Consider the following 22,093-nt stretch of genomic DNA (forward strand, 5'->3'; position numbering starts at 1 on the left):
TATATACTCCCCATCGCGGCGGCGATCACGCAGAAGCGAACGAGGACAGATGCCATGGGACCGGGTTCCCCGGCACATGCAGCCGAGACGATGGCCGGTCACAGCGCGCTGACGCTGGTCCCGACCTTCATCGTCGTGGCCGTGGACGCCACCGGCATGGGCATCATCCTGCCATTGCTGCCGTTCTATTCGCAGCGGCTCGGCGCAACGCCCTTCGTGCTCGGCGCGCTGATCTCGGTCTATGCGGTGTGCCAGCTCATTGCAGGGCCCGCGGTCGGGATACTCTCGGACCGTTACGGCCGGCGGAAGGTGCTCGTGGTGAGCCAGATCGGGACACTGATCGGATTCGTCCTGCTCGCGCTCGCCGGCAATCTGACGCTGGTGTTCCTGGCCCGCATCATCGACGGCCTGACATCAGGCAACATCTCGGTCGCCCACGCCTATGCCGCCGAGCACAGCGCGCCGGCGACGCGCAAACAGGCGCTCGGCATGACCAGCGGTGCGATCGGCACCGGGCTGCTCCTCGGCCCGGCGCTGTCGAGCTTCCTCGTGCACTACGGCCAGACCGCGCCCGTGTGGGCCGCGGCTGCGCTCTCGCTGATCAGCATCTTTGCGACCATCGCCCTGCTCCCGCCTGACCATCCCGCCGTCGAACCACTCTACCAGCACCGCGTGCCCGAGCCCACGCTGACCCGCAGCCTGCTCGGCATGCGCTACGCCTCGCGCCTGCTCGGCCTCCTCATCGTGTTCTTCTTCGTCAACTCGATGTTCCTGTCGCAGATCGGCCTGTTCCTGTCGGCGCGGTTCTCCTGGGAGGGACATGCCTTCGGCGCGCGCGAACTTGGATGGATCTTTGCCTATGCCGGCTTCATCAACATGGTGGTCCAGGGCCTCTTGATCACCCGCGCCAACATCATCGCCTCCGATCGCTCGATCGTCATGGCGGCGTTCGCCTGCATGGGGCTTGGCTTTGCAGGCCTTGGGGCCGAGAACAATGTCGGCCTGCTCGCGGTCAACCTGACGCTGATCATCGTCGGCACGATGTTCGCGCGGAGCACGCTGACAGCGGAGCTGTCGCGCTCGACCGCGATCAACCGCCAGGGCATGATCATGGGCCTCAATCAGTCGCTGATGTCAGGCGCGAACATCAGCGCCCCGCTGGTCAGCGGCGCGCTGATCGGTCACCGGCTGTTCGTGGCGTGGGCGCTTGTCATGGCCGCGATCGCGGCGATTGGCGCAGCGCTGGCTGGTCAGCTGCTCGATACGCCGCGGACGCGATAGGATAGATCAAGCTAAGCGCGCGATGCTCACCTCTCCCTTCGGGAGAGGTGAAAGCAGCCCTCGCCTCACTTCACCACGTAGACGTCCGGATCGGCGCTCGAGCTCGGGTTCTTGAAGGCATTGCGCAGGGCCGGCGACATCGGGACGTTGTAGTTGATGCCGTTCGGCGGCGTCGGCGATTCCAGCCAGCGCTTATAGAGCGCTTCGATCTCCGGGCTGGCGTAGAGCTCCGCCGTGGCGCCATCGGCGAGCGCCTTGAACGGTGCATCCTCCCTCCGCAGCATGATCCCGAAGGGCTCGGCCTTCGCAAACGTCTCCTCGCTGATCATGAATTGCCCCGGCTCCTTCGAGCGCGCAATGGCGACCGCGAGCTGGACGTCGTCGAGCGCATAAGCCTGGGCACGGTCGGTTTCCAGCAGCAGGAACGCCTCGGCCTGATCCACAGCCGGCATGATCTTGATGCCGAGATTGCGCTCGGTGTTGACCTTGGCGAGTTGGTTCAGGTTGACCGAGCCCGCCACCGCCGTGACCGCCTTGCCCTTGAGATCATCGATGGTGTTGATCTTGGCGGCCTTCTTGGCCGCGAACCGCGTCGCGCTGAGGAAGTGCGTGTTGGTGAAGGCGACCTGCTTCTGGCGGTCGGCGTTGTTGGTGGTCGCCGAGCAGTGCAGGTCGAGCGTGCCGTTGACCATCAGCGGAATGCGGTTCGAGGACGTCACGGCGACATAGTCGACGGCGATGTCGGGCATGGCGAGCTGCTTCTTCACCGCGTCGACGATCTTGAGGCAGATATCCATGGCGAAGCCGACCGGCTTCTGGTTGCCGTCGAGATAGCTGAACGGGACCGAGGCCTCCTGATAGCCCAGCGCGATCTTCTTGGTCTCCTTGATCTTCTGGAGCGTGCCGGTGAGGTCCTCGGCTGAGGCTGCGCCTGCAAGGCATGTCAGGGCGAGGACAAGGGTGGGAAGACGCATCGGGGGCTCCTCAAGGGGGTCATCGGCCGCGTCGGCGCGCAGCCGCGCGTGTGATAACCCAGAGCCGGACCGATCACCAGACGAGGTTCCGCTTATCAGCTATCGCGCTTTTGTATCGGCCCGGCCGCGCGGAGCGCCCTGCCCTAGTCGCAGGTGAGCTGCTGCTCGAACCAGCCGGACAGGCGCTCCGACAGCGGCGGCCACATCCGCTGGAAATTCGTGTAGCGGCCGACATTGGCGCGGTACATCACCCGCAACTCCTGCTCGATCGCGGGCAAGTCTACACCCGTGCAGACGCCATCCCTCACGATCGTCTGGCCGCCCACGACGACCTCGTTGACCAGCGATGCATTGCCGCGTGCAAACAGCAGCGCCATGGGATCGACGGGCATGATCCGGTCGCGATCGAGCCGGTCGAGATCGATCACGACATAGTCGGCGGGGTGACCGGCGACGAGCTCGCCGCTTCCGGGCGCGCCGGTGGCGCGGCGACCATTGCGGATGGCGAGCGCAAACATCTCGGCCGGCGTCCAGGCCGGCTTGAAGCCGACGCCGCCATGGACCAGCTGCACAAGCCGCATCTCGCGCAGGATGTCGTCGTCCTCGTCCAGCGCCAGCCCGTCGACACCAACGGCGATGGCGCAGCCGCATCTGCGTGCGGCGGCGATCGGAGCGAGCCCCGAGCGCAGATGCATGTTCGAGCTGAAATTGGTGACGATGCGCGCACCTGACGCCGCGATCATCTCGATCTCGTCCGGGCGGGCGTGGATGCAGTGCGCCAGCGTCAGCCGGTCGGAGAGGAAGCCGATGTCACGCAGCCACCGCACCATGTCCGGAAAATTCTGGTCGGCCCAGGCGCGCTGATGCACGGTCTCCAAGAGATGCATGTGAATGCGGCGGCCGGTCAGTGCCGAATTCTCCGCCACCGCCTCCAGCAGCGGCTTCGAGCACCATTGCACGCCGGCGGGACCGAGCTGCACGTCCACCATCGGTCCCGCGATGGCAGCGGCAATGGCGTCGGTCAACTCGATATAGGCCTTCGGCGACATCGGCGCGCGGACGAAGAGGTCTTCGATGGTCTTGCGGTCGTCGCCGGGAAGAGACGAGAGCACCGGCCCGGCATCACCGTACACGATCGGATTCTGGTCGCGCACTGCGATCGCAAAGGCCATGCGGATGCCGACGTCCGATGCCGCTCTCGCAACTGCCCTGGCTTCATCGAGCAAAGGCATCGTCCCGCTCGGTCTCGTATAATGCACCATCATGGCGGCGCAGCCGGCCTTGGCCGAACGCGCCAGCGCGGACGCCGCGGTCAGATACGGATCGACCGGCGTGCCGAGTACCGTCCGCAATATCCAGCTTTCGAGGGGGCATGCCGACCGCACCGAAGGACGACGCGGTGGCACGAGCGTGGTCGTGCGCGTTGACGAAGGCCGGAATGACGAAGGATCGTGGGCCGCTGGCAGGCCCCGCTCCTTCCGAGATGCCGGTGATGACGCCGCCGTCGTGCCGCAGCACGACATTGTCGCTGATAGCTTGGTCGGGGCCACGAAACAGGCTGGTTGCCGAAATCTCCGTGGCCATGACCGTCCCTCCGAAATTCAGTTGGCAGTATACACCAACTCCCGCTCCGTGCGCGGCGGCAGGAATTCGCGCGAGAAGACCTCCGCCGGGGTCGGGGCACGGGCGAGCTGATAGCCCTCGACCACGATGCCGATGGCGCGCGTCATGCGGTCGTCCTTGATATCGCCGATACCGATCTCCTTCATCTCCGGCGAGACGATCAGCTTGTCGAAGGAATATTGCAGCCGGCGCTTCTCGACGGCGACGTCGATCAGATTGTCGTAGTTCAGCGCCGCCTTCATGCCGGCATTCTGGTCTTTGGCGACCGCGATGGCGCCCTTGTTGATGGCGCGGACGAGGCCGGCCACGGCCTTCGGGTTCGACGCGATCAGCTTCTTGGAGACCATGACGCCGTTGGAATAGAGGTCGAGGCCGTACTCACCGAACGAGAACCATTTGAAGTCCTTGTCCGGGTCCTGGCGGTTGAGCACGAGGTTGAAGTAGCTGGTGATGTTGAACACGAGGGCGGCATCGATGTCGCCCTTGATCAGCATCGGCTCCTGCAGGTTCGGGGCCATGTTGGAGATCTTGATCTTCTCGCCGTCGAGCCCGTTCTTGCGGGTGAACACGGGCAAGAGCCGCGTGGTCGGCGTGCCCTGCGCGCCGCCGAGGGTGTGGCCCTCGAAATCCTTGATGGTGTTGATGCCGCTGGTCTTCTTGGCGACGATCGCGAATGGCGGCTGGTTCCACATCATGTAGACCATGACGGGCGCCTCCTGCGGCTTGGTCGAGGCGTTCTGGATGATGGCGTTGACGTCGCCGAAGCCGGCGTCGTAGGCGCCCGACATCACGCGCGTGACGGTGGCGCCGGAGCCCTCGCCCTGGTCGATGATGACGTTGAGGCCTTCCTCCTTGAAGAAGCCGTTGTCCTTGGCGTAGAAGAACGCGGCGTCGCTGCCTTGCGTCTTCCAGCCCAGCGTGAACTTGATGGTGGTTTCCTCGGCCGTGGCGGCGCCTGCGGACAGGGCCAGTCCCAGCAGCGCGACAGTTACTTTTCTCAACATCGAGACCTCCTCAGCTTCGTTGCGTGACGGTTCGGGATTTCAGGTGGCGATGACGTCGTTCTTGCGCGTGGCCCAGCCGGTGACCTGCCCCTCGATCAGCGAGAACACCACGTAGAGCGCGACGCCGAGACCGGCGAGCACGAACAGGCCGGCGAACACCAGCGGCACGTTGAAATTCGAGGACGCGGTCATCATGACGTTGCCGATGCCGCGGTTGGAGGCGACGGTCTCCGACAGCACCGCGCCGACGAAAGCATAGGAGATCGCGACCTTCAGCGAAGCGAAGAAGAACGGCATGGTTCTGGGCAGACCGACATTCCAGAGAATGTCGGTCTTGCTGGCGCCGAGGGCCTTCAAGACGTCCTCGAGCTCGGGCTCGGTGGTCGCAAGGCCCGTGGCGATGTTGACCACGATCGGGAAGAAGCAGATCGACAGCGCGGTCAGCACCGCCGGCACGGTGCCGGAGCCGAACCACAGCACAAAGATCGGCACCACCGCGACCTTGGGGATTGAGGAGAAACCGATCAGCAGCGGATAGCAGGTGTCATAGGCTGTCCTGGAGACGCCGATGATGGCGCCGAGGGCGACACCGAGAGCGACGCCAAGGACGAAGCCGAACATGGTGGTGGCGAGCGTCTGCACGATGTGCGGCCACAGCACCGGGAAGCGCTGCACCAGCGTCACGAACACCTGCGAGGGCCGTGGCAGTACCAGGTCCGACATACCCGTCATCAGGCAGAACAATTCCCAGGCGACGAAGAACAGCACGATCAGTCCCGCCGACCACGCCTTCTGCCTGACATCGATCCCGAACATCAGCCTGCCCCCTGCTCAGCCGCGCTGCGCGCATCCTCGATGAAGGCGCGCAGCTTCTGGTTCAGCGCGACGAAATCCGGCTCGAACGTCATGGCGACGGTGCGCGGCCGCGCGAACTCGACGCGGCTGTCGTCGAGAATGCGGCCGGGACGCGCGCTCATCACGCAGATGCGGCTGGCAAGGAAGCCGGCCTCGCGCAAATCGTGCGTCACCAGCAGCACGGTCGGCTTGTGCGTCATCCAGAGGTTCTGGAGGATCGCCCACAGCTCCTCGCGTGTGAACTGATCGAGCGCGCCGAAAGGCTCATCGAGCAGCAGCATACGCGGCTCGTGGATCAGCGCGCGGCAGAGATTGGCGCGCTGGAGCATGCCGCCGGAGAGCTGCCAGGGATAACGGTTGCCGAAGCCCTTGAGGCCGACCTGCTCCAGCAGTGCGTTGGCCTTGTCGCGAAACTCGGTCTTGCGCAGTCTGCGGAAGTTCGAGCGGAACGGCTCGACGATCTTCAGCGGCAGCATGATGTTCCGCTCGATCGTCATCCACGGCAGCATGGTCGGGTTCTGGAAGGCCATGCCGACCCGCATCGCCCGCGCCGCCACCTCGCGGCCGCCGACGATGACGACGCCGCTGGTCGGCTGCACCAGGCCGCTGACGAGACGCAAAATGGTCGATTTGCCGCATCCGGACGGGCCGACCAGTGCGACAAACTCGCCATCGGCGATCCGCAAGCTGGTCTTCGACAGAGCGGGCACGGCGCGATCGCCGCGCCCGAAGGTCACGGAGGCCTCGGACAGCTCGATTGCGGTGACGGCGGTGCCTTCGGGAACGGGCCGGCCGTCAAACTGGTCGTTAGGTTGCATGCGCATCACAGCCAAAGTGCATGCAAGCTGGATGCCAGCCGTCCATTCCACCAAAATCAATGATTTGACCAATCGACGCGCCGATCGGCCGGATTCGGTTTGGGCAATCCAGGCACCAAACTGCATGCAATTGGTGCGCTGGATTGGCGCAGGTCTATGCTAAAGAGAGCCTTCGACCCTTCCCCTCAAGGATTCGCCGATGGCGGCGCGCCCCACCAGCAAGACTTCTGAATCGTCCGACAAGGTCAGCGTGATCTGCCGCGCGCTCCGGCGTGCGATCATCGAGCAGGCACTCGAGCCTGGCGCCAAGCTGCCGGAGGATTCGCTCGGCGAGCGTTTCGGCGTCAGCCGCACCATTGCCCGCCATGCACTGGGGCAGCTCGCCGCCGAGGGCCTGGTCGAGCTGCGCCGCAACCGCATCGCGGTGGTGGCGACGCCGAGCTGGCAGGAGGCGCGAGATGCCTTCGACATCCGCATCGAGCTCGAGCGCCTTGTCGTCCGCCAGCTCGCGGGCAAGCTGACCAAGCCCCAGATCGCCGAGCTGAACGCCCATGTCGATGCCGAGGACCGCGCGCGCGGCGGCACGGATGCGGTCTCGATCCGACTCGCCACCGAATTCCACATCCTGCTCGCGCAGATGACGAACAGCCCGATCCTGGTGCGTTATGTCAGTGAGGTCGCCTATCGCTGCTGCCTGACGCTGTCGCTCTACAGCCGGCCGCATTCGACCGAATGCGCCATCAATGAGCACCGCGCCATCATCTCGGCGCTCGCCAAGGGCGACGAGGCCAAGGTAATGGACTTGATGCATCATCACCTGGATTCCGTGGCCAATCGCGCGCTGGTCGCCCCCACTCCGCAGCGCGGCCGCGACCTGCTCGATATTCTCGCGCCCTATGCCGACGAGGTGACGAGCGACCGCGTCGTCAAGCTGCCGAAGATTGCGAGAAGAGGTTAGGCTTCGATGCCGCGCTGGACGAGGATGCGCTCGGCACTGTCGTTCCAGACATCCATCTTCACGATCTGCCCGCCCCTCACGACGAAGCGATCGACATAGCGATTGCCCTCGAACGGCGTACCGTCCATCCACTCGCCATAGAGCGTGCCGACGCTGTAGACGACCGTTTCGTCGGCGCCGGGGCAGACGTCGAACCGGTCCATCTTCTTCTTGACCCAGCGATAGCGCTTCGCATTGAAGCCGGTCGGCCCGCGCGGATGATCGAACTCGCGCCCGCCGGTGAACGTGATCACCGTCCCCGGCTTCATATAGGCTGCCGCTGCGTCGGGATCGGGTATCATGGAGGCCGTCAGATAGGCCTCCACGATCTCGGCGTCGGTCATCGGGCGTTCGGCTTTGGCGGGGGTGGACATGACGGGTTCTCCGTGGTGCCGGTACTCTACAATTCAGACCTCAAAGTGCATGCATATTTTTTGGACAGTTTGATGCCTCCACTGCACACAATCTAGAGCTGCCCGCTCCTCCAGCTTCCGCTAGGCTATCACAGCTGAATCCGCCGCCATGACCACCCAAGCCGCCTTCGACCTGATCTTCCGCAACGCGCTGTTGCGCTCATCCGCCGCACCCGTCGATATCGGTGTGAAGAGCGGCCACATTGCCGCGATCGAGCCAAAGCTCGCCTGTGAGGCCGTCGAAATCGATCTCGGCGGGCATCTGACCCTGCCCGGCTTCGTCGACACCCACATTCATCTCGACAAGGCCTGCCTGCTCGGCCGCTGCGGGCACGATCACGGCAGCGTCTCGGAAGCGATCCGTGCCGTGGCCGGCATGAAGAAGGATTTTACCATCAAGGACGTCTACACGCGCGGGGCAAAAGTGCTCGAGCGAGCGATCGTGCACGGCACGACGCGGATGCGCACGCATGTCGAGATCGACCCGCGCATTGGCCTCCGCGGCTTTGAAGCGGTCAAGGCGCTGAAGCGTGACTATGCCTGGGCGATTGACCTGCAGCTCTGCGTCTTCCCGCAGGAAGGCCTGACCAACGATCCCGGCGCCGAGGAGCTGCTGGTCCAGGCGCTGCGCGATGGCGGCGAAGCGGTCGGCGGCTGCCCCTACATGGACACCGACCCGAACGCCCATCTCGCGCGCATCTTCGATCTTGCGCAGGAATTCGACGTCGACGTCGACCTCCATCTCGACTTCGACCTCGATCCCTCCTGGTGGCATCTCGACGAAGTCTGCCGGCAGACCGAGCGGCGCAACTATGGGGGACGCGTCGCGATCGGCCATGCGACAAAGCTCTCGGCATTGCCGCCGGAGCGGCTGAAGGCCGCCACAGCGCAACTGGCGAAAGCGGGCGTTGCCGTCACCGTGTTGCCGGCGACCGATCTCTACCTCATGGGCCGCGAAGCCACCCACAACGCGCCGCGCGGGTTGACGCTGGCCCACAAGCTCGCCGGCGACGGCGTGCTGTGCTCGGTCGCGACCAACAACGTGCTCAATCCCTTCACGCCGTTCGGCGACGCCTCGCTGCTGCGCATGGCGAACTTTTACGCCAATGTCGCGCACGCCGCGGTCAGCGATTTCGACACCTGCCTCGATCTCGTGACCGAGCTGCCGGCCCGGCTGATGAATCTTGGCGACTACGGCATCAAAGTCGGCAACCCTGCCGATCTCGTCGTGCTCGACACCCAAGACAGCCGTTTTGCCATCGCCGAGCTGCCGGATGTCGTGATGGGGTTCAAGCGCGGCCGGCAGACGTTTGAACGGCAGCGCCCGGCACTGTTCCGGCCCGAGCACTGAACCACCGCCGCGCGGTTCCGACGGTAAGATGGTCGGGAGGCGCGCATCCTCATTGCGCTGCATCCATCCGCTTTCGGCTGCAATCGCTCACAAAATCCGAACCCGGTAGAATTCCGGACCGTAGCCGTGCGCATTGCACATTGGGCCTGCAGGATCATACTACAGGGCGCTCTGATCAGCGTTCTCTGAGGAAGTTATGGATTTGTTCAGCGCATTCGGCAGCATCGACTATCAGTCGATTCGGGCCAGCACGCCCGCCGAGACGGCCATCAAGCGATTGAACGGCATCGGCGAAGTACTGTCGGGCCTCGATGTCTCGGCGATCCGGACGGAGGGCGAGATGGCTCACGCGCTCTTGGCGCTCGATACGGCCGACAAGTGCATTCGCGTGATCCTGACCGAGTTCCGCGCCGAGCACAGCACCGAGGTCGTCCGCAAGGCCAAGAGCCTGATCGGCTTGATCGAGCAAGCGCGCGACGAAATTTCCGGCTATGGCGACGGCGGCAACACCCTGGGCCGAACGCGCGCGGTCAGCGCCTGATCTTCGCGAGGATGCGGTCCGCCTCGGTGCGCCAATCGGCGCTGCGGGCGAACTCCTTCGTTCCCTTCGTGCCAAACAGCCCTTCATCGGCGAGATCGGCAACCCACGCCTGGCGCTCGGCCGTGCCCTGCGCCGACCACGGCGTCAGCCCCGCCTCGCGCACGGTCTCGGCGACTTCGCGCACCTCCTCGGCACGGCGGCGGCCGTGCTCGATCACGCGCTGGAAGAAATAGGCGCCCTGCTTCTCCCAATTGATGGCGGGAAACGTTTCCGCCAGCGAAGCCAGCACCGCATCCTCGACGCCATAGGCGCGTGCGGTGGTGAAGCTTTCGATGACCATGGCCTCAAGGCCCTTGATCATGATGCTGCGGCACATCTTGACGGCCGAGGACACACCTAACTTGTCGCTCGCAACCTTCGCCGCAAAGCCGATCGCATTCAGCAGCGGCTCGAGCTCCTTCGCGCCGGGACCACCGAGCAGCAGCGGGACCTTGATGCGATAAGGCGGCACCGAGGTCATGACGGCGCCCTCGACGTAGCGCCCGGCGGCACCGTCGATCAACGCAGCGGCGCGCTGCTTGGCGCCGGGCGAGGCTGAATTGAAATCGAGAAACCAGGTGCCCTGGTTGATCGCGGCCGCGCAGGCCTTTGCGACCGGAACGGCCTGGCTCGCGGTGACGGCAGAGATGATGAAATCGGATTTTACGGTCAGCTCGGCGTGAGACGCCGCGAGCGCCACGCCGTGCTTCGCCGCATGCTCAGTCAGCGGCGCGCCCTGCTCGCCTCCGAGCTTGATGTCATAGGCTGCGACCTTGATGTCCTGCTGGCGCAAATCCTCGGCCAAGATCCTGCCGACCTCGCCATAGCCGACCAGCCCGATCTGCCACCGTCTCGGATCCGCCATCAGTTCAATCCTCGTGTCGTCTCGTCGAACAGCTCCTCGACCGCATAGCGGCGCGGGATCAGCGCCTGCTGGAATGCGTAGTCGACGATCAGCTCCAACGGCTTTCGGTTCGCCTCGATCCCGAACGGTACGAGGTCGGGTGTCGTCGCAACGCCCATCTGCAGCTTGTTCCGCTTGAGCAGATCATAGACGCCCACGACCACATCGGGACGCGATTTCGCGAGGCTGGCGGTCACGACCACGAGATGATTGACCGGGACGACACCGCGCCGCGCGTACCATTTGGCGGCCTCCGCAGAGGGATCGGGGAAGAGCGGCTTCAGCTTGGGATTATCAGACGTCTCACCAAGGACGGCATCGAGCTCGCCGTCGATGAGCATCTGCAAGACCTTCTTGTCCTTTGGCGCGCGCTCGGTGGCATCGACATATTCGGCGACGTGCGGATCCTCGGACGTCACCCAGTTGATCTTGTCGAGGTTGACGCCGTAGTCGTTGGCGAGGATGCCCCTGATCCAAGCGCCGGTCGTCGTCGTGAAGGAGCGGATGCCGACGCGCTTGCCTTCGAGATCGGACGGCCCGAGCAGCCCCTTCGCGGGATTGTAGAGGGCGTAGGCATGCTGGAAGCGGCCGAGCATGGTCGCCGGCAGCAGCACCAGCGGCTTGCCGTGCGCCTTTGCCATCAGATAGGTGACGATCGCCATCTCGCAGACGTCGAAGGCCTGCTCGCGCACCATCGGCTTGAATGCCGTGTTGGTCGGCGTGTACTCGACAAAGTCGAGATCGAAAAGGTCGGAGCGGAGCGCGCCGCTCTTCACCGCCTGGACATGGGGGTGACTGCCGAGCACGGCCTTCAGCTTGAGACGATCCATCCGCCCGCTCCGCTTGCCTTACATGTCCTCGGGATTGTCGACGTAGATGAGACCGGCCTTCGCCAGCGCTTCTCGCATGTTGTACATGTCGAGGCCCAGCTCGCCCGAGGCGAGACGCTTGCGCTTGCCGCCTTCGTCCGCGTTGCGCTTCCTGGCCTTCTCCGCGACCTCGGCCGCATAGCGCTTCGGCACCACGACGACGCCGTCGTCATCGGCGACAATGATGTCGCCGGGATCGACATTGACGCCGGCGCAAACTACGGGAACGTTGACCGAGCCGAGCGTCGCCTTCACCGTGCCCTTGGCCGAAACCGCGCGCGACCACACCGGAAAGTTCATCTCGTGCAGCGCTTTGACGTCGCGGCAGCCGGCGTCGATGATCAATCCCTGCACGCCCCGCGCCTGGAGCGAGGTCGCCAGCAGCTCGCCGAACATGCCGTCGGTATTGTCGGTGGTGCAGCCGACGACGAGGATGTCGCCCTTTTTGCACTGCTCGACCGCGACATGGATCATCCAATTGTCGCCGGGCTGCGCCAGCACGGTGACCGCGGGGCCGGCAATCGACGCCCCCGCCCAGATCGGACGCAGATAGGGCTTCATCAGCCCGATACGGCCATAGGCCTCGTGCACGGTCGAGACGCCGTATTCCGCCATGCCGGCGGGATCGGCGCGCTTGATGTTGCGAACGACGACGGGCTTCATACGAGCTCCTCAGCAACGGTCGGGAACAGGCGCTGATAGGCCTCGCCATAGGTCATGGGCACGCCGGTATTGCGGCTGCCCTGGATGCCGCGGTTGAGCGCGACGCGCTCGTAATAGCCCCAGAGATGCTTCTGCGCCGCGAGGATCTGGAACGCCTCGTACTTCTGCGTCCAGACCTCGTCGATCTTGAGCAGCAGGTCCGGCTTGTAGTTGCACTGCTCGGGCTGGTGCGGCTCGAACAGGAACACGGGCGGCGCCGAATATTTGTACTGCGCGCCGGGCTTGTGGCCCATGGCCTGCGCGACCACGCGCGTCTCCTGGGCGAAATGCGCCGCGTTCGGATGGTCGAAATTATAGGGGTCTTCCAGTGCGTGAGTCAGCACGAAGCTCGGATTGAGCTCGCGGTAGATATCGACCATGCGGTCGAAATGCGCTTCGGTCAGCTTGAGCGGATAGTCGCCGCAATCGAAGAACTCGATCTCGGCACCTAACAGCTTGGCCGCCCGCTCCGCCTCGTCCTTGCGGCCGGCCTTGACCGATTCCAGCGTCGCACCCTTCTCCTTCCAGGCGAACTGGCTCTCGCCGCGCTCGCCGAAGGACATGCACACGATCTTCATGCGATAGCCCTTCTTCGCATGCAGCGCGATGGCGCCGCCGGCGCGCCAGACGAAATCGCCAGGATGGGCGGTGACGACAAGACCTGTTTTCATGGGACAAACTCCCCTCTTTCGTTCGTAGGCATTTCGGCTGCCTGCGTCATGCAGGAAGCCGGTTCATTCAAGCCGCGGCGGCAGGTTGCTCGCCGTCGAGCACGCGCTTCAACCGCTCGCCGTCGAGCGCGCCTTCCCATTTGGCAATCGCGATGGTCGCAACCGCGTTCCCGATCAGATTGGTCGGCGTCAGCCCCTGCGACATCAGGCGGTGAATGCCGAGCACCAGCGCGACGCTCGTCACCGGAATGGAGCCGGTCGCCGACAGCGTCGCCGCCAGCACGACGAAGGCCGCACCCGCGATCCCGGCCGCACCCTTGGAGGTCACGAGCAGGATCAGCAAAAGCTCGATCTGCTCGGCGAGCCCGAACGGCGTGTTAGTCGCCTGTGCCAGGAATACCGAGGCGGCGGCGAGATAGAGACAAGTGCCGTCGAGATTGAACGAATAGCCGGTCGGGATCACCAGCCCCACCACGCTCTTCTCGCAGCCGGCCTTCTCCAGCTTGGTCAGCATTCGCGGCAGCACCGTCTCGGACGACGTCGTAGCGATGCAGATCAGCAGCTCTTCCCAGATGTAGCGGATCAGCTTGAGCAGCGAGAAGCCGCAGAGCCGCGCGATGGGGCCGAGCGCCACGATGATAAAGACCACGCAGGTGAGATAGAAGCCGCCGAGCAGCTTGCCGAGCGAGGCCAGCGAACCCGCGCCGAACTTGCCGACCGTAAAGGCGATGGCGCCGAACGCGCCGATCGGCGCCGCCCACATCACGAAGCCGACGACGGCGAAGACCATTTTCGCCGCGATGTCGATCAGATGGACCAGCGGCGCGGCCCGATCGCCGAGCTGCACCAGCGCGAAGCCGCACAGCACGGAGATGAACAGCACCTGGAGGATGTTGCCTTCCGCAAAGGCGCCGATGAACGTCGCCGGCACAATGTTCATCAGGAACGGCACGAAGCCGATCGCGCCGGTCTGCTTGACATAAGGCTCGATGGCGCTGGCATTGATACTGGCGGGATCGATGTTCATGCCGACGCCGGGCCTCAGCAGATTCACCGCGACGAGACCGATGATCAGCGCAATCGTCGTCATGATCTCGAAATAGATGATCGCCTTCACCGCGACGCGCCCGACCCGCGCCATGTCGGCCATATGGGCAATGCCGTGCACGACGGTGCAGAAGATGATCGGCGCGATCAGCATCCGGATCGCCTTGATGAAGGCATCCCCTAGCGGCTGCATCTTCGCGCCCGCCTCGGGGCTGACGATCCCAAGCGCGATGCCGGCCGCCATGGCGATGAGCACCTGGATCCAGAGCTCCCTCCACCAGGCGCGGCCACGCGGCTTGTCGATCGCCATCGCGGTCATTGATCGAACTCGAACAGGCGCGCGGGATTGTCGACGAGGATTTTTTGCTGGAGCTCCGGCTCCGGCGCGAACAGCGGGATCAGATCGACGAGGTCGCCGTCATTCGGCATCACCTTGACGTTGGGATGCGGCCAGTCGGTGCCCCAGATGACGCGGTCCGGCGCGGTCTCGACGATTTTTCGCGCGAATCGCACCGCGTCGGTGAAGGGTGGACCGGCTGAGGAGACCCGCTCCGAGCCGCAGATCTTGACCCAGCACTTCTCGTCGCGCTGCATCAGCTCGATCAAAATCCTGAACGGTAGTTGGTCGAGCCCTTCGGAAGCCTTCACCCGGCCCATATGGTCGATGGTGTAGCTCAGCGGCAGCCTGGTCAGCATGTCGGCATATTCAGGCAGATCGATCGCATCGAAGTGCAGGTCGATGTGCCAGCCGAGCGGCGCGACCATCGCGATGATGCGGTTGAACACGTTCTTGTCGGGAACGCCACCGAGATGGTGGACGAAATTGAAACGGCAACCGCGGAACCCACCCTCGTGCAGCACACGAAGCTCGCGCTCGGTGATGGTGTCGTCGATATTGGCGACAGCGCGGTAGGCGCCATTGCTCTGCGCGATCGCATCGAGCGCCACCGTATTGTCGGTGCCGTGCACGCTGGCATTGACGATGACGGCCCGCTCGACGCCGAGCTTGGCGTGCAGCGCACGAAAATCCTCCAGCGGCGCATCCGGCGGCGTGTAGGACCGATCGGGCGCGTAAGGATATTTCGCGCCGGGCCCGAAGATGTGGCAATGCGCATCGCACGACAGTTTTGGCAACTTGAACTTCGGCGTGCGCGTGTTCGGATCGGGCGGCGGAATGGTCGGCGTGTACATCATGGTCATCAGGTAAGCCGCCGAACGTGAGCGCTGCTTTCAAGTCTTGCTGCTGACGACCGCTCGCCGCCGTGCCGGCGCGGCCTGATCGAGCGCCGGCGCCTGGAACGCGGCAACGGTCGCCTGCACCAGTTGCTCGATCGCGCCCGCGGCATCGCTGCCGTCGGCCTCGCCGCGCGACAGGCGCGAGACGCGGTCCGGCGTCACCAGCGAATAATAGAGTGCGCCGAGCAGGAAGTGGCTGCGCCAGACGATGTCGGTGCGCGGAATGTGCGGCAGGCTCTCGTGGATCGCGTCGATGAAGGCATGGCTGGTGTCGTCGAAGGTCTGCGCGATGATTTTTCGCGCGACTTCGTTGCCCTCGGCGGACATCACGGCGCGCAGGCGCGTGAAGCGTGCGCCCCCGCCGGCGAGATCGCTGCCGGAGGTGAAGGCCGGCACAATATAGGCGCGAACGATCGCTTCCAGCCGGTCCTGGAGATCGCGCACGCGTTTTGCTGCGGCCAGCAGCTCGGAGCGGCGCAAATTCATCGGCCCGCAATGGCGCCGGTAGATCTCCAGCAGCAGGCCGTCCTTGGTCTTGAAATGATAGGTGACGCTGCCGGGATTGGCTCCGGCGGCCTGGGCGATATCGCGCACCGAGACGGCGTTGAAGCCGTTGGTGGCGAACAGCTCTTCCGCCGCGGCGAGGATCGCCTCGCGCATGTTCGGCTTGCGGGCCGTTTCCTTGCTGGTGGGCTTGCGTACCATGTGATTTGTACTATCGTACAAAAGATCAGGTCTCGTCAACAAAAACCATGGGCAGCGTCAGGACGGCTCGGAGACGCCGTCAGGCGCAAATGCCCGCAAGGAGTGCTGGGAATGCTGGGTTTGAACAAGACAATCGGCGGTCTAATGCTGGGTGCCGGTCTGCTGCTGGCGGGCGGCGCCGCGCAGGCTGCCGAAACTTATCCGAGCAAGCCCGTTCATATCCTGGTGCCATACGCCGCCGGCGGCGCGGTCGACGTCCTCGCCCGCACGTTGGGACAGGCGCTCGCAAAAACCTGGGGCCAGCAGCCGGTGATCGACAACCGCCCCGGCGCCGGCGGCATCGTCGCCTCGCAGGCGCTGACGCAGGCTGCGCCGGACGGCTACACGCTGATCCTGGTCGCCAGCGGCCATCCGCTCAACCAGTTCATCTATCCGAGCGTGCCCTACGACACGTTCAAGGATTTTACCGCGATCACCGAAGTCGCCTCCTCGCCGCTCGCGATCGTGGTGGCCAAGGACAGCCCCTACAAGACGCTCGGCGATCTCCTCACTGCTGCGAAGAAGGACCCGGACAAGCTCTCCTACGGCATGTCCGGCAATGGCACCTCGGCGCATCTCGCCGGCGAGCTGCTCAAATACATGTCCGGCACCAAGATCGTCGCGATCCCCTACAAGGGCGGCGCGCCGGCGCTGACCGCCGTGATCGCCGGCGAGATCCCGCTCAGCATCAATCCTCTCGCGGAGGCGATCGGCCAGCTCGAAGGCGGCCCGGTACGCGCGCTGGCGGTGACCTCGGCCGAGCGCTCCAAGGCGCTGCCGAACGTCCCGACCGTCGCAGAATCCGGCGTCCCCGGCTACGACGTCTCGGTCTGGTGGGGCGTGCTTGGACCTGCCAAGATGCCGCCGGAGATCGTCGCAAAGCTCGAGACCGATCTGAAGGCAGCGCTGCAGGATGCGAACGTACTGTCGACGCTCGGCAAGATCGGTGCGGCCCCAGTCGGCTCGTCCGCCAAGGATTTTGACGCCTACATGCACACTGAAGCGACCAAATGGGAGCCGGTGCTGAAGGCCGCCGACATTCGCGCACAGTGAGGCACTTCCTATGAAGACCTCCTCCGCTCACCTTGCGCGTATCGCCCTGCTCGCGGTCGCAATCGTCACCCTGCTCGGCGCGCCCGCGCGCGCCGATGGCGAGGCAAAGCTGCTGGCGCCGAGCGGCACCTTGCGCGTCGGCATCTATCCGGGCAGCCCGACCTCGATGGTGACGGATGCCACCGGCAAGCCGCACGGCCTCGCCTACGATCTCGGCGGCGAACTGGCCAAACGGCTCGGAGTTGGCGTCGACTATGTCCGCTTCCAGCGCGTCGCCGACATCGTCACTGCGATCCATGACGGCCAGGTCGATTTTACCGTGACCAATGCCACGCCGGCCCGCGCCAATGAGGTCAGCTTCAGCCAGCCGGTGCTCTCGATCGAGCTCGGCTATCTCGTTCCCGCGAATTCGCCGATCGGCAGCATCGAGGACATCGACAAGCCGGGCGTGAAGATCGGCGTCACCAAGGGCTCGACCTCCGAGCGCACCCTGCCCGCCAGGTTCAGGAACGCCACCATCGTCCCCGCCGAAAGCGTCAAGGTCGCCATCGGCATGTTCGGTAGCGGTGAGATCGATCTCTACGCCACCAACAAGCCGACGCTGTTCGAGATGTCCGACCAGATGCCGGGCGCAAAGATCCTCGAGGGCAATTGGGGCGCCGAGCATATGGCGATCGCGATCCCCAAGGGGCGCGAAGATACCCTCCCCCTGCTCAACCGCTTCGTGGCCGAAAAGCAGTCATCCGGCGCGCTCGACACGATCCAGCAACAGGCCGGCCTCCGCGGCGCGACCAAGGCTCAATAAGGAAGCCGCGCCAATCAATTGTGGGCGCTCGCCCGCATCTTTTCCGGCGCGGTGGGGTGCTGGACCAGTTCGATGTCGTCGCCACCGCCCTGCGGGATCAGGATCGCGCGTTCGCGCGGCAGGGCTTCCGGCATCTCGTCGCGGATGAAGGCGATCAGCTTCTCCCGCATCTCGCAGCGCAGGTCCCAGGATTGCGGCGCATTCCGCGCGCTGACCAGCGCGCGCAGCTCGATGGTGCGCGAATCCGCGTCGATCACCTGGAGATTGACCACCGCGCCATCCCACAGCTTGGATTCCTTTACCGCGCCCTCCAGCCAGCGCCGGATCCGCGGCACGTCGGCGCGATAGTCGACATGGAGCGCGATCACGCCGATCAGGGAGGCGGTGTCACGGGTCCAGTTCTGGAACGGCTTTTCGATGAAATAGGACAGCGGCACCACCATGCGGCGCCAGTCCCACAGCCGGATCACCACATAGGTCGCGGCGATGTCTTCGACCCAGCCCCACTCGTTCTCGATAATCACGGCATCCTCGATGCGGATCGGCTGGGTGATGGCGATCTGAAGGCCCGCGATCAGATTGCTGAGTAGCGGCCGTGCGGCGAGGCCGACGATGATACCGGCGGCACCGGCGGAGGCGAACAGGCTGACGCCATATTGCCTGACCGAGTCGAACGTCATCAGCGCGGTCGAGACCGTGATGATGACGATGATGATGTCGGTGACGCGCTTGAAGACGCGCACCTGGGTGACGTGCTTGCGCGCGACGAAGTTTTCGGTGACGTCGCGATAGTTCTGCAAGTAGCGCGCCGCGCTCATGTCGACGATCCGGATCGAGATCCAGCCGATCAGCGCGATGAAGGCGACCACGAACAGCCGGGTCAACGGCGTGCGGAACGCGTCGTCGAGCGGCGCGAGCGGCAGGACCAATGCGACCGCGGCAAGGCAAAGGGCCAGTTGGGCGGGACCCGACGTGCGCTCGATGAATACGCTGATGAGAGGCAGGCGAGTTCCGAAAGCGCGGTTGAGCAGCCAGGCCGCGAATCGATGGAGCGACAGCGCAAGCAGGATTGCCCCGGCAACCAGCCCGAGACCGACGATCCACGAGGGAATCCACCCGAACATCTTGTCGATGTCGGCCATGAGGGCCTGCCAATTCATTCACGTCCCCGGATTTGCATTCGCTGCTCGGCAACGCGTTCCGCGGGGCTTCGCTCCCCTGCGTCACGCAACGCAGCATTCTCCTGGTGCAACCGTGCCGAATTGCGCTAATTTGAAGCGTACATGACCAGACGCACCGGCAGCGCCGATCTTCCTCTCCATACCGGGCGGGTTCCGCCTTGGCTTGCGAGTCGCATGGCCTCGCTCGGCGCGATCGTCACGCAGGCGATCGTGCTTCATTACGGACGCGATGCATTCCTCCAGCGGCTGTCGCACCCGTTCTGGTTCCAGTCGTTCGGCGCCGTGATGGGGATGGACTGGCACTCCTCCGGCATCACCACCTCGGTGATCGGTGCGCTGAAGCGCGGGCTCGGACCGCTCCAGGACGAGCTCGGCATCTATGTCTGCGGCGGCCGCGGCCAGCATTCGCGCAAGACGCCGGACGAGCTGTTGCAGCTCGGCGACCGCGTCGGCTTCGACGGCGCCAAGCTGACGCGCGCCAGCCGTCTGGTGGCGAAAGTCGACAGTGCCGCCGTCCAGGACGGCTTCGATCTCTATCTCCACGGCTTCTTCGTCACAGCCGACGGCAAGTGGACCGTCGTGCAGCAGGGCATGAACGGCGACAAGCGGCAGGCCCGCCGCTATCACTGGCATTCCGAGGCGCTGAAGAGTTTTGTCGATGCGCCACACAGCGCGATCGACGGCCCACAGCAGGGCGAGATCGTCAACCTGACCGACCATCGCGCCGATGTCTCGCGCACCGCTCAGCTCGAGCTGCTCTCCGATCTCGGCCCGGATCGCATCCTCACCGAATTCGAGCGGCTCAGCGGAACGGCGGCAGAACCTGCGCAGGCCATGCTGCCGCACCTCATCATGCCAGCGCATCACGATGTCCGGCCGAAGGACGTGTTCGCGCGACGCCTGCACGGCACCCTCGCCGCGGCCGCCGAGCGCGGCCCGGTCGATTTCCCGGAACTGTTGCTGACGCCCGGCGTCGGCGCGCGCACGGTGCGCTCGCTGGCGATGGTCGCCGAGGTCGTGCATGGCGCGCCCTATCGTTTCAGGGATCCGGCGCGCTTCTCGCTCGCCCATGGCGGCAAGGACCGGCATCCCTATCCCGTCCCGATCAAGGTCTATGACGAGACCATCCGTGTGTTGAAGGGTGCGATCCAGAACGCAAAGCTCGGACGCGAGGAAGAGATGCAGGCGATCAAGCGCCTCGACGACCAGGCGCGGCGGCTCGAGCGCACCGCGCGCGGGCCGTCGGTCGAATCGTTCATCGCAGGTGAACGGGCCGCGTCGCCGGAACTCGACGGCCGCTCCGTGTTCGGATGGGAACGCGATCTCGTCGCGTCGCGTAAATCGACGGGATCCTGAGCGCGCCTAGTCTTCGGCCTCCTCGTCGTCGGTGAGCCGGTTGGCCGAATGATCCTGATATTGTTCGGTCTGGATGAATTTGCTGTCCATACCTCTGATGTCGGAGTGCTGCGCCTTATCGCGGTTCGACAGGATCATGTTGTCGCCGATCTTGTCCTTGGGGATGTCCGTCAGCGCGCCGTTGCCGGCGCCCTTGCCATGCGCGCCTGAACCGATATGCGTCTTGCCGCCGTGGGGCATGGATTGCTCCATCATTGTTTCCACATCTGGCCAACGCCGACGCCGCGGAGTTTGTTTCGCGGTTGCATGCGGGAACGACGGTTCCCTCAGCTTGCAAGCAATGACTCGGCCTTGGCCGGGTCCGGATTGGCGCGGTGGCTCGCGCCGGCATCGGCGACGACGGGCAATTTTGCAATCGCGCGGATGCCCGGCCGCTTGCGCCAGTGAATCTGCGAAGCATCGACCGCGAGGCCAAGCCGCGGCCAGCGGGTGAACAGCGCCTGGAGCGCGCACGCTCCCTCGATCCGCGCGAGCTGATGTCCCAGGCAGAAATGGATTCCCGTGCCAAAGGAGATGTGCCGGTTGGGCTTGCGTTCGAGATCGAGCCGTTCGGGCTGCTCGTGTACCGCCGGATCCATGTTCGCCGCCGCGAGCATGACCATGACGCGATCGCCTTTCCTCAGCCGCACGCCTTCGAGCTCGACATCCCGCCGCACATAGCGCGGTTTTGAAAATTGCACCGGCGAGACGAACCGCAGGAACTCCTCGACCGCGAGCCCAGCGCGGCTCCAGTCCTGTTCCAGCCAGTCACGCAGGCGCGGATTTCTGAGCAGCTCGTAAACCGAGCCGCTAATCAGATGCGTGGTGGTCTCGGAGCCCGCCGCGAGCAGCAGGAACACCATCGAGACCATTTCGTCCGGCGTGATCTCGCCGCCTTCGCGCTCGACCTGGACCAACTCGGCAATCAGGCCCTCACCGCCCCGCTCGCGCGCGATCTGCAATTGCTGTTCGAGATAGAAGCGCATCTTGCGGAATGCGAACATGAGCCGAAAGAAGCTGAACACGTTCGTCAGCGAGGACATCGCATTGGCCCAGGCGATGAAGCGCGGGCGATCGGCCATGGGCAGGCCGAGTAGCTCCGAGATCACCGAGAGCGGCAGGATGCGCGCATAGCTCTGGACGAGATCAGCCGGGCTCCCCTTCGCAAACAGCTCATCGGCCAGGCCGTCCGCGATGGCGCGGATGCGCGGCTCCATCGCGACGATGCTGCGCAGCCTGGTGTGATCCGGCTCGTCCATCGTCAGCATGTTGTTGGCGATGGTCCTGACCAGCGCAGGCATCCACCAGCGCAGGCCCGCAACGTCGCCGTCTTCCTTGCGCAGCGTGAAGATCGTGCTGTCCTTCAGCACCTGCGCGGTCGCATCGTGGGTCGTGGTGACCCAGACGTCGCCGACAAGAGGGAAACGTGTTGCGATGACGGGGCCGGCCGTCCGCAGGGCCGCGATGGCCTTGGCCGGATCGCGAAAGAAGGTCTCGCTGGTGAAATCGAGGCGCGGTGCCATAGGATCACCGGAGTGGTTGGTGGCGCCTCAACCAGATGGTGAGTGGGGTCGCCGGCGCAAGGGCCGG

The 22,093-nt window shown here is 64.8% G+C and carries 23 protein-coding genes; 7 read left to right on the top strand and 16 right to left on the bottom strand.

Going from position 1 to position 22,093, the window contains the following annotated elements; genetic code table 11:
• Positions 1 to 54 precede the first annotated feature (54 nt).
• Positions 55 to 1,281, top strand: coding sequence for an MFS transporter (locus tag QA642_RS29955; RefSeq protein WP_283080060.1), 1,227 nt, complete (start codon positions 55 to 57; stop codon positions 1,279 to 1,281).
• A gap of 65 nt (positions 1,282 to 1,346) precedes the next feature.
• Here QA642_RS29955 and QA642_RS29960 read toward each other — a convergent pair whose 3' ends face one another.
• The 5 genes from QA642_RS29960 to QA642_RS29980 all read right to left on the bottom strand — a co-directional run bounded on the left by QA642_RS29960 (position 1,347) and on the right by QA642_RS29980 (position 6,555).
• Positions 1,347 to 2,255, bottom strand: coding sequence for an amino acid ABC transporter substrate-binding protein (locus tag QA642_RS29960; RefSeq protein WP_283080061.1), 909 nt, complete (start codon positions 2,253 to 2,255; stop codon positions 1,347 to 1,349).
• Positions 2,256 to 2,398: 143 nt separating this feature from the next.
• Positions 2,399 to 3,778 (bottom strand): amidohydrolase family protein, encoded by a 1,380-nt coding sequence (locus QA642_RS29965; protein WP_283087006.1) that lies wholly within the window; start codon positions 3,776 to 3,778, stop codon positions 2,399 to 2,401.
• Between the two features lie 78 nt (positions 3,779 to 3,856).
• Positions 3,857 to 4,882, bottom strand: a complete 1,026-nt coding sequence (locus QA642_RS29970) for an ABC transporter substrate-binding protein (protein WP_283080062.1) — start codon at positions 4,880 to 4,882, stop codon at positions 3,857 to 3,859.
• Positions 4,883 to 4,921: 39 nt separating this feature from the next.
• Positions 4,922 to 5,698, bottom strand: coding sequence for an ABC transporter permease (locus QA642_RS29975; protein ID WP_283080063.1), 777 nt, complete (start codon positions 5,696 to 5,698; stop codon positions 4,922 to 4,924).
• A complete protein-coding gene (locus tag QA642_RS29980) occupies positions 5,698 to 6,555 on the bottom strand; it encodes an ABC transporter ATP-binding protein (RefSeq protein WP_283080064.1) in 858 nt (285 codons plus the stop codon). The genes QA642_RS29975 and QA642_RS29980 overlap by 1 nt, the downstream gene beginning before the upstream one ends.
• A gap of 199 nt (positions 6,556 to 6,754) precedes the next feature.
• Here QA642_RS29980 and QA642_RS29985 point away from each other — a divergent pair, with 199 nt between their 5' ends.
• A complete protein-coding gene (locus tag QA642_RS29985; protein ID WP_283080065.1) occupies positions 6,755 to 7,513 on the top strand; it encodes a GntR family transcriptional regulator in 759 nt (252 codons plus the stop codon).
• Here the strand turns inward: QA642_RS29985 and QA642_RS29990 are convergent.
• Positions 7,510 to 7,926, bottom strand: coding sequence for a nuclear transport factor 2 family protein (locus QA642_RS29990; RefSeq protein WP_271572600.1), 417 nt, complete (start codon positions 7,924 to 7,926; stop codon positions 7,510 to 7,512). The genes QA642_RS29985 and QA642_RS29990 overlap by 4 nt on opposite strands.
• A 148-nt stretch (positions 7,927 to 8,074) precedes the next feature.
• On the opposite strand from QA642_RS29990, the gene QA642_RS29995 reads away from it, so the two are divergent.
• Together QA642_RS29995 and QA642_RS30000 are read left to right on the top strand one after the other, a co-directional pair.
• Positions 8,075 to 9,316 carry an amidohydrolase family protein gene (locus QA642_RS29995; RefSeq protein WP_283080066.1) on the top strand — a complete coding sequence of 414 codons (1,242 nt, stop codon included), beginning with the start codon at positions 8,075 to 8,077 and terminating at the stop codon, positions 9,314 to 9,316.
• A gap of 202 nt (positions 9,317 to 9,518) precedes the next feature.
• The gene (locus QA642_RS30000; RefSeq protein ID WP_283087007.1) at positions 9,519 to 9,857 is read left to right on the top strand and encodes a hypothetical protein; all 339 of its coding nucleotides are present in this window, start codon (positions 9,519 to 9,521) and stop codon (positions 9,855 to 9,857) included.
• Here the strand turns inward: QA642_RS30000 and QA642_RS30005 are convergent.
• The 7 genes from QA642_RS30005 to QA642_RS30035 all read right to left on the bottom strand — a co-directional run bounded on the left by QA642_RS30005 (position 9,847) and on the right by QA642_RS30035 (position 16,030).
• Entirely contained in the window at positions 9,847 to 10,764 is a 918-nt protein-coding gene (locus QA642_RS30005; RefSeq protein WP_283087008.1) for a DUF1932 domain-containing protein, read from the bottom strand. The two genes, QA642_RS30000 and QA642_RS30005, sit on opposite strands and share 11 nt — an antisense overlap.
• On the bottom strand, positions 10,761 to 11,630 hold the full coding sequence (locus tag QA642_RS30010; RefSeq protein ID WP_283080067.1) for an ABC transporter substrate-binding protein: 870 nt from the start codon (positions 11,628 to 11,630) through the stop codon (positions 10,761 to 10,763). Before QA642_RS30010 ends, QA642_RS30005 begins: the two co-directional genes overlap by 4 nt.
• Positions 11,631 to 11,648: 18 nt before the next feature.
• Positions 11,649 to 12,332 (bottom strand): 4-carboxy-4-hydroxy-2-oxoadipate aldolase/oxaloacetate decarboxylase, encoded by a 684-nt coding sequence (locus tag QA642_RS30015; RefSeq protein ID WP_283080068.1) that lies wholly within the window; start codon positions 12,330 to 12,332, stop codon positions 11,649 to 11,651.
• On the bottom strand, positions 12,329 to 13,042 hold the full coding sequence (locus QA642_RS30020) for a PIG-L deacetylase family protein (RefSeq protein ID WP_283080069.1): 714 nt from the start codon (positions 13,040 to 13,042) through the stop codon (positions 12,329 to 12,331). The genes QA642_RS30015 and QA642_RS30020 overlap by 4 nt, the downstream gene beginning before the upstream one ends.
• 67 nt (positions 13,043 to 13,109) lie before the next feature.
• A complete protein-coding gene (gene dctA / locus QA642_RS30025) occupies positions 13,110 to 14,408 on the bottom strand; it encodes a C4-dicarboxylate transporter DctA (protein ID WP_283080070.1) in 1,299 nt (432 codons plus the stop codon).
• Entirely contained in the window at positions 14,405 to 15,289 is an 885-nt protein-coding gene (locus tag QA642_RS30030; RefSeq protein ID WP_283080071.1) for an amidohydrolase family protein, read from the bottom strand. Before QA642_RS30030 ends, dctA begins: the two co-directional genes overlap by 4 nt.
• A 30-nt stretch (positions 15,290 to 15,319) precedes the next feature.
• Complete coding sequence (locus QA642_RS30035) at positions 15,320 to 16,030, bottom strand: TetR/AcrR family transcriptional regulator (RefSeq protein WP_283080072.1); 711 nt, start codon at positions 16,028 to 16,030, stop codon at positions 15,320 to 15,322.
• A gap of 111 nt (positions 16,031 to 16,141) precedes the next feature.
• Between QA642_RS30035 and QA642_RS30040 the strand changes: the two genes are divergently transcribed.
• Positions 16,142 to 17,122 (top strand): tripartite tricarboxylate transporter substrate binding protein, encoded by a 981-nt coding sequence (locus QA642_RS30040; protein WP_283080073.1) that lies wholly within the window; start codon positions 16,142 to 16,144, stop codon positions 17,120 to 17,122.
• Between the two features lie 10 nt (positions 17,123 to 17,132).
• Positions 17,133 to 17,927: an ABC transporter substrate-binding protein gene (locus QA642_RS30045; RefSeq protein WP_283080074.1), complete on the top strand. Its 795-nt coding sequence runs from the start codon at positions 17,133 to 17,135 to the stop codon at positions 17,925 to 17,927.
• Between the two features lie 14 nt (positions 17,928 to 17,941).
• Here the strand turns inward: QA642_RS30045 and QA642_RS30050 are convergent, their stop codons facing one another.
• Positions 17,942 to 19,087 carry a mechanosensitive ion channel domain-containing protein gene (locus QA642_RS30050; RefSeq protein ID WP_283080075.1) on the bottom strand — a complete coding sequence of 382 codons (1,146 nt, stop codon included), beginning with the start codon at positions 19,085 to 19,087 and terminating at the stop codon, positions 17,942 to 17,944.
• 123 nt (positions 19,088 to 19,210) lie between these two features.
• Between QA642_RS30050 and QA642_RS30055 the strand changes: the two genes are divergently transcribed.
• Positions 19,211 to 20,464: a DUF763 domain-containing protein gene (locus QA642_RS30055; RefSeq protein ID WP_283080076.1), complete on the top strand. Its 1,254-nt coding sequence runs from the start codon at positions 19,211 to 19,213 to the stop codon at positions 20,462 to 20,464.
• Between the two features lie 6 nt (positions 20,465 to 20,470).
• Here QA642_RS30055 and QA642_RS30060 read toward each other — a convergent pair whose 3' ends face one another.
• Positions 20,471 to 20,704, bottom strand: coding sequence for a hypothetical protein (locus QA642_RS30060; protein WP_254124285.1), 234 nt, complete (start codon positions 20,702 to 20,704; stop codon positions 20,471 to 20,473).
• A gap of 86 nt (positions 20,705 to 20,790) precedes the next feature.
• Positions 20,791 to 22,026 (bottom strand): cytochrome P450, encoded by a 1,236-nt coding sequence (locus QA642_RS30065; RefSeq protein WP_283080077.1) that lies wholly within the window; start codon positions 22,024 to 22,026, stop codon positions 20,791 to 20,793.
• Positions 22,027 to 22,093 lie beyond the last annotated feature (67 nt).

Source organism: Bradyrhizobium sp. CB2312, assembly GCF_029714425.1.
In the GTDB taxonomy this organism is placed as follows: domain Bacteria; phylum Pseudomonadota; class Alphaproteobacteria; order Rhizobiales; family Xanthobacteraceae; genus Bradyrhizobium.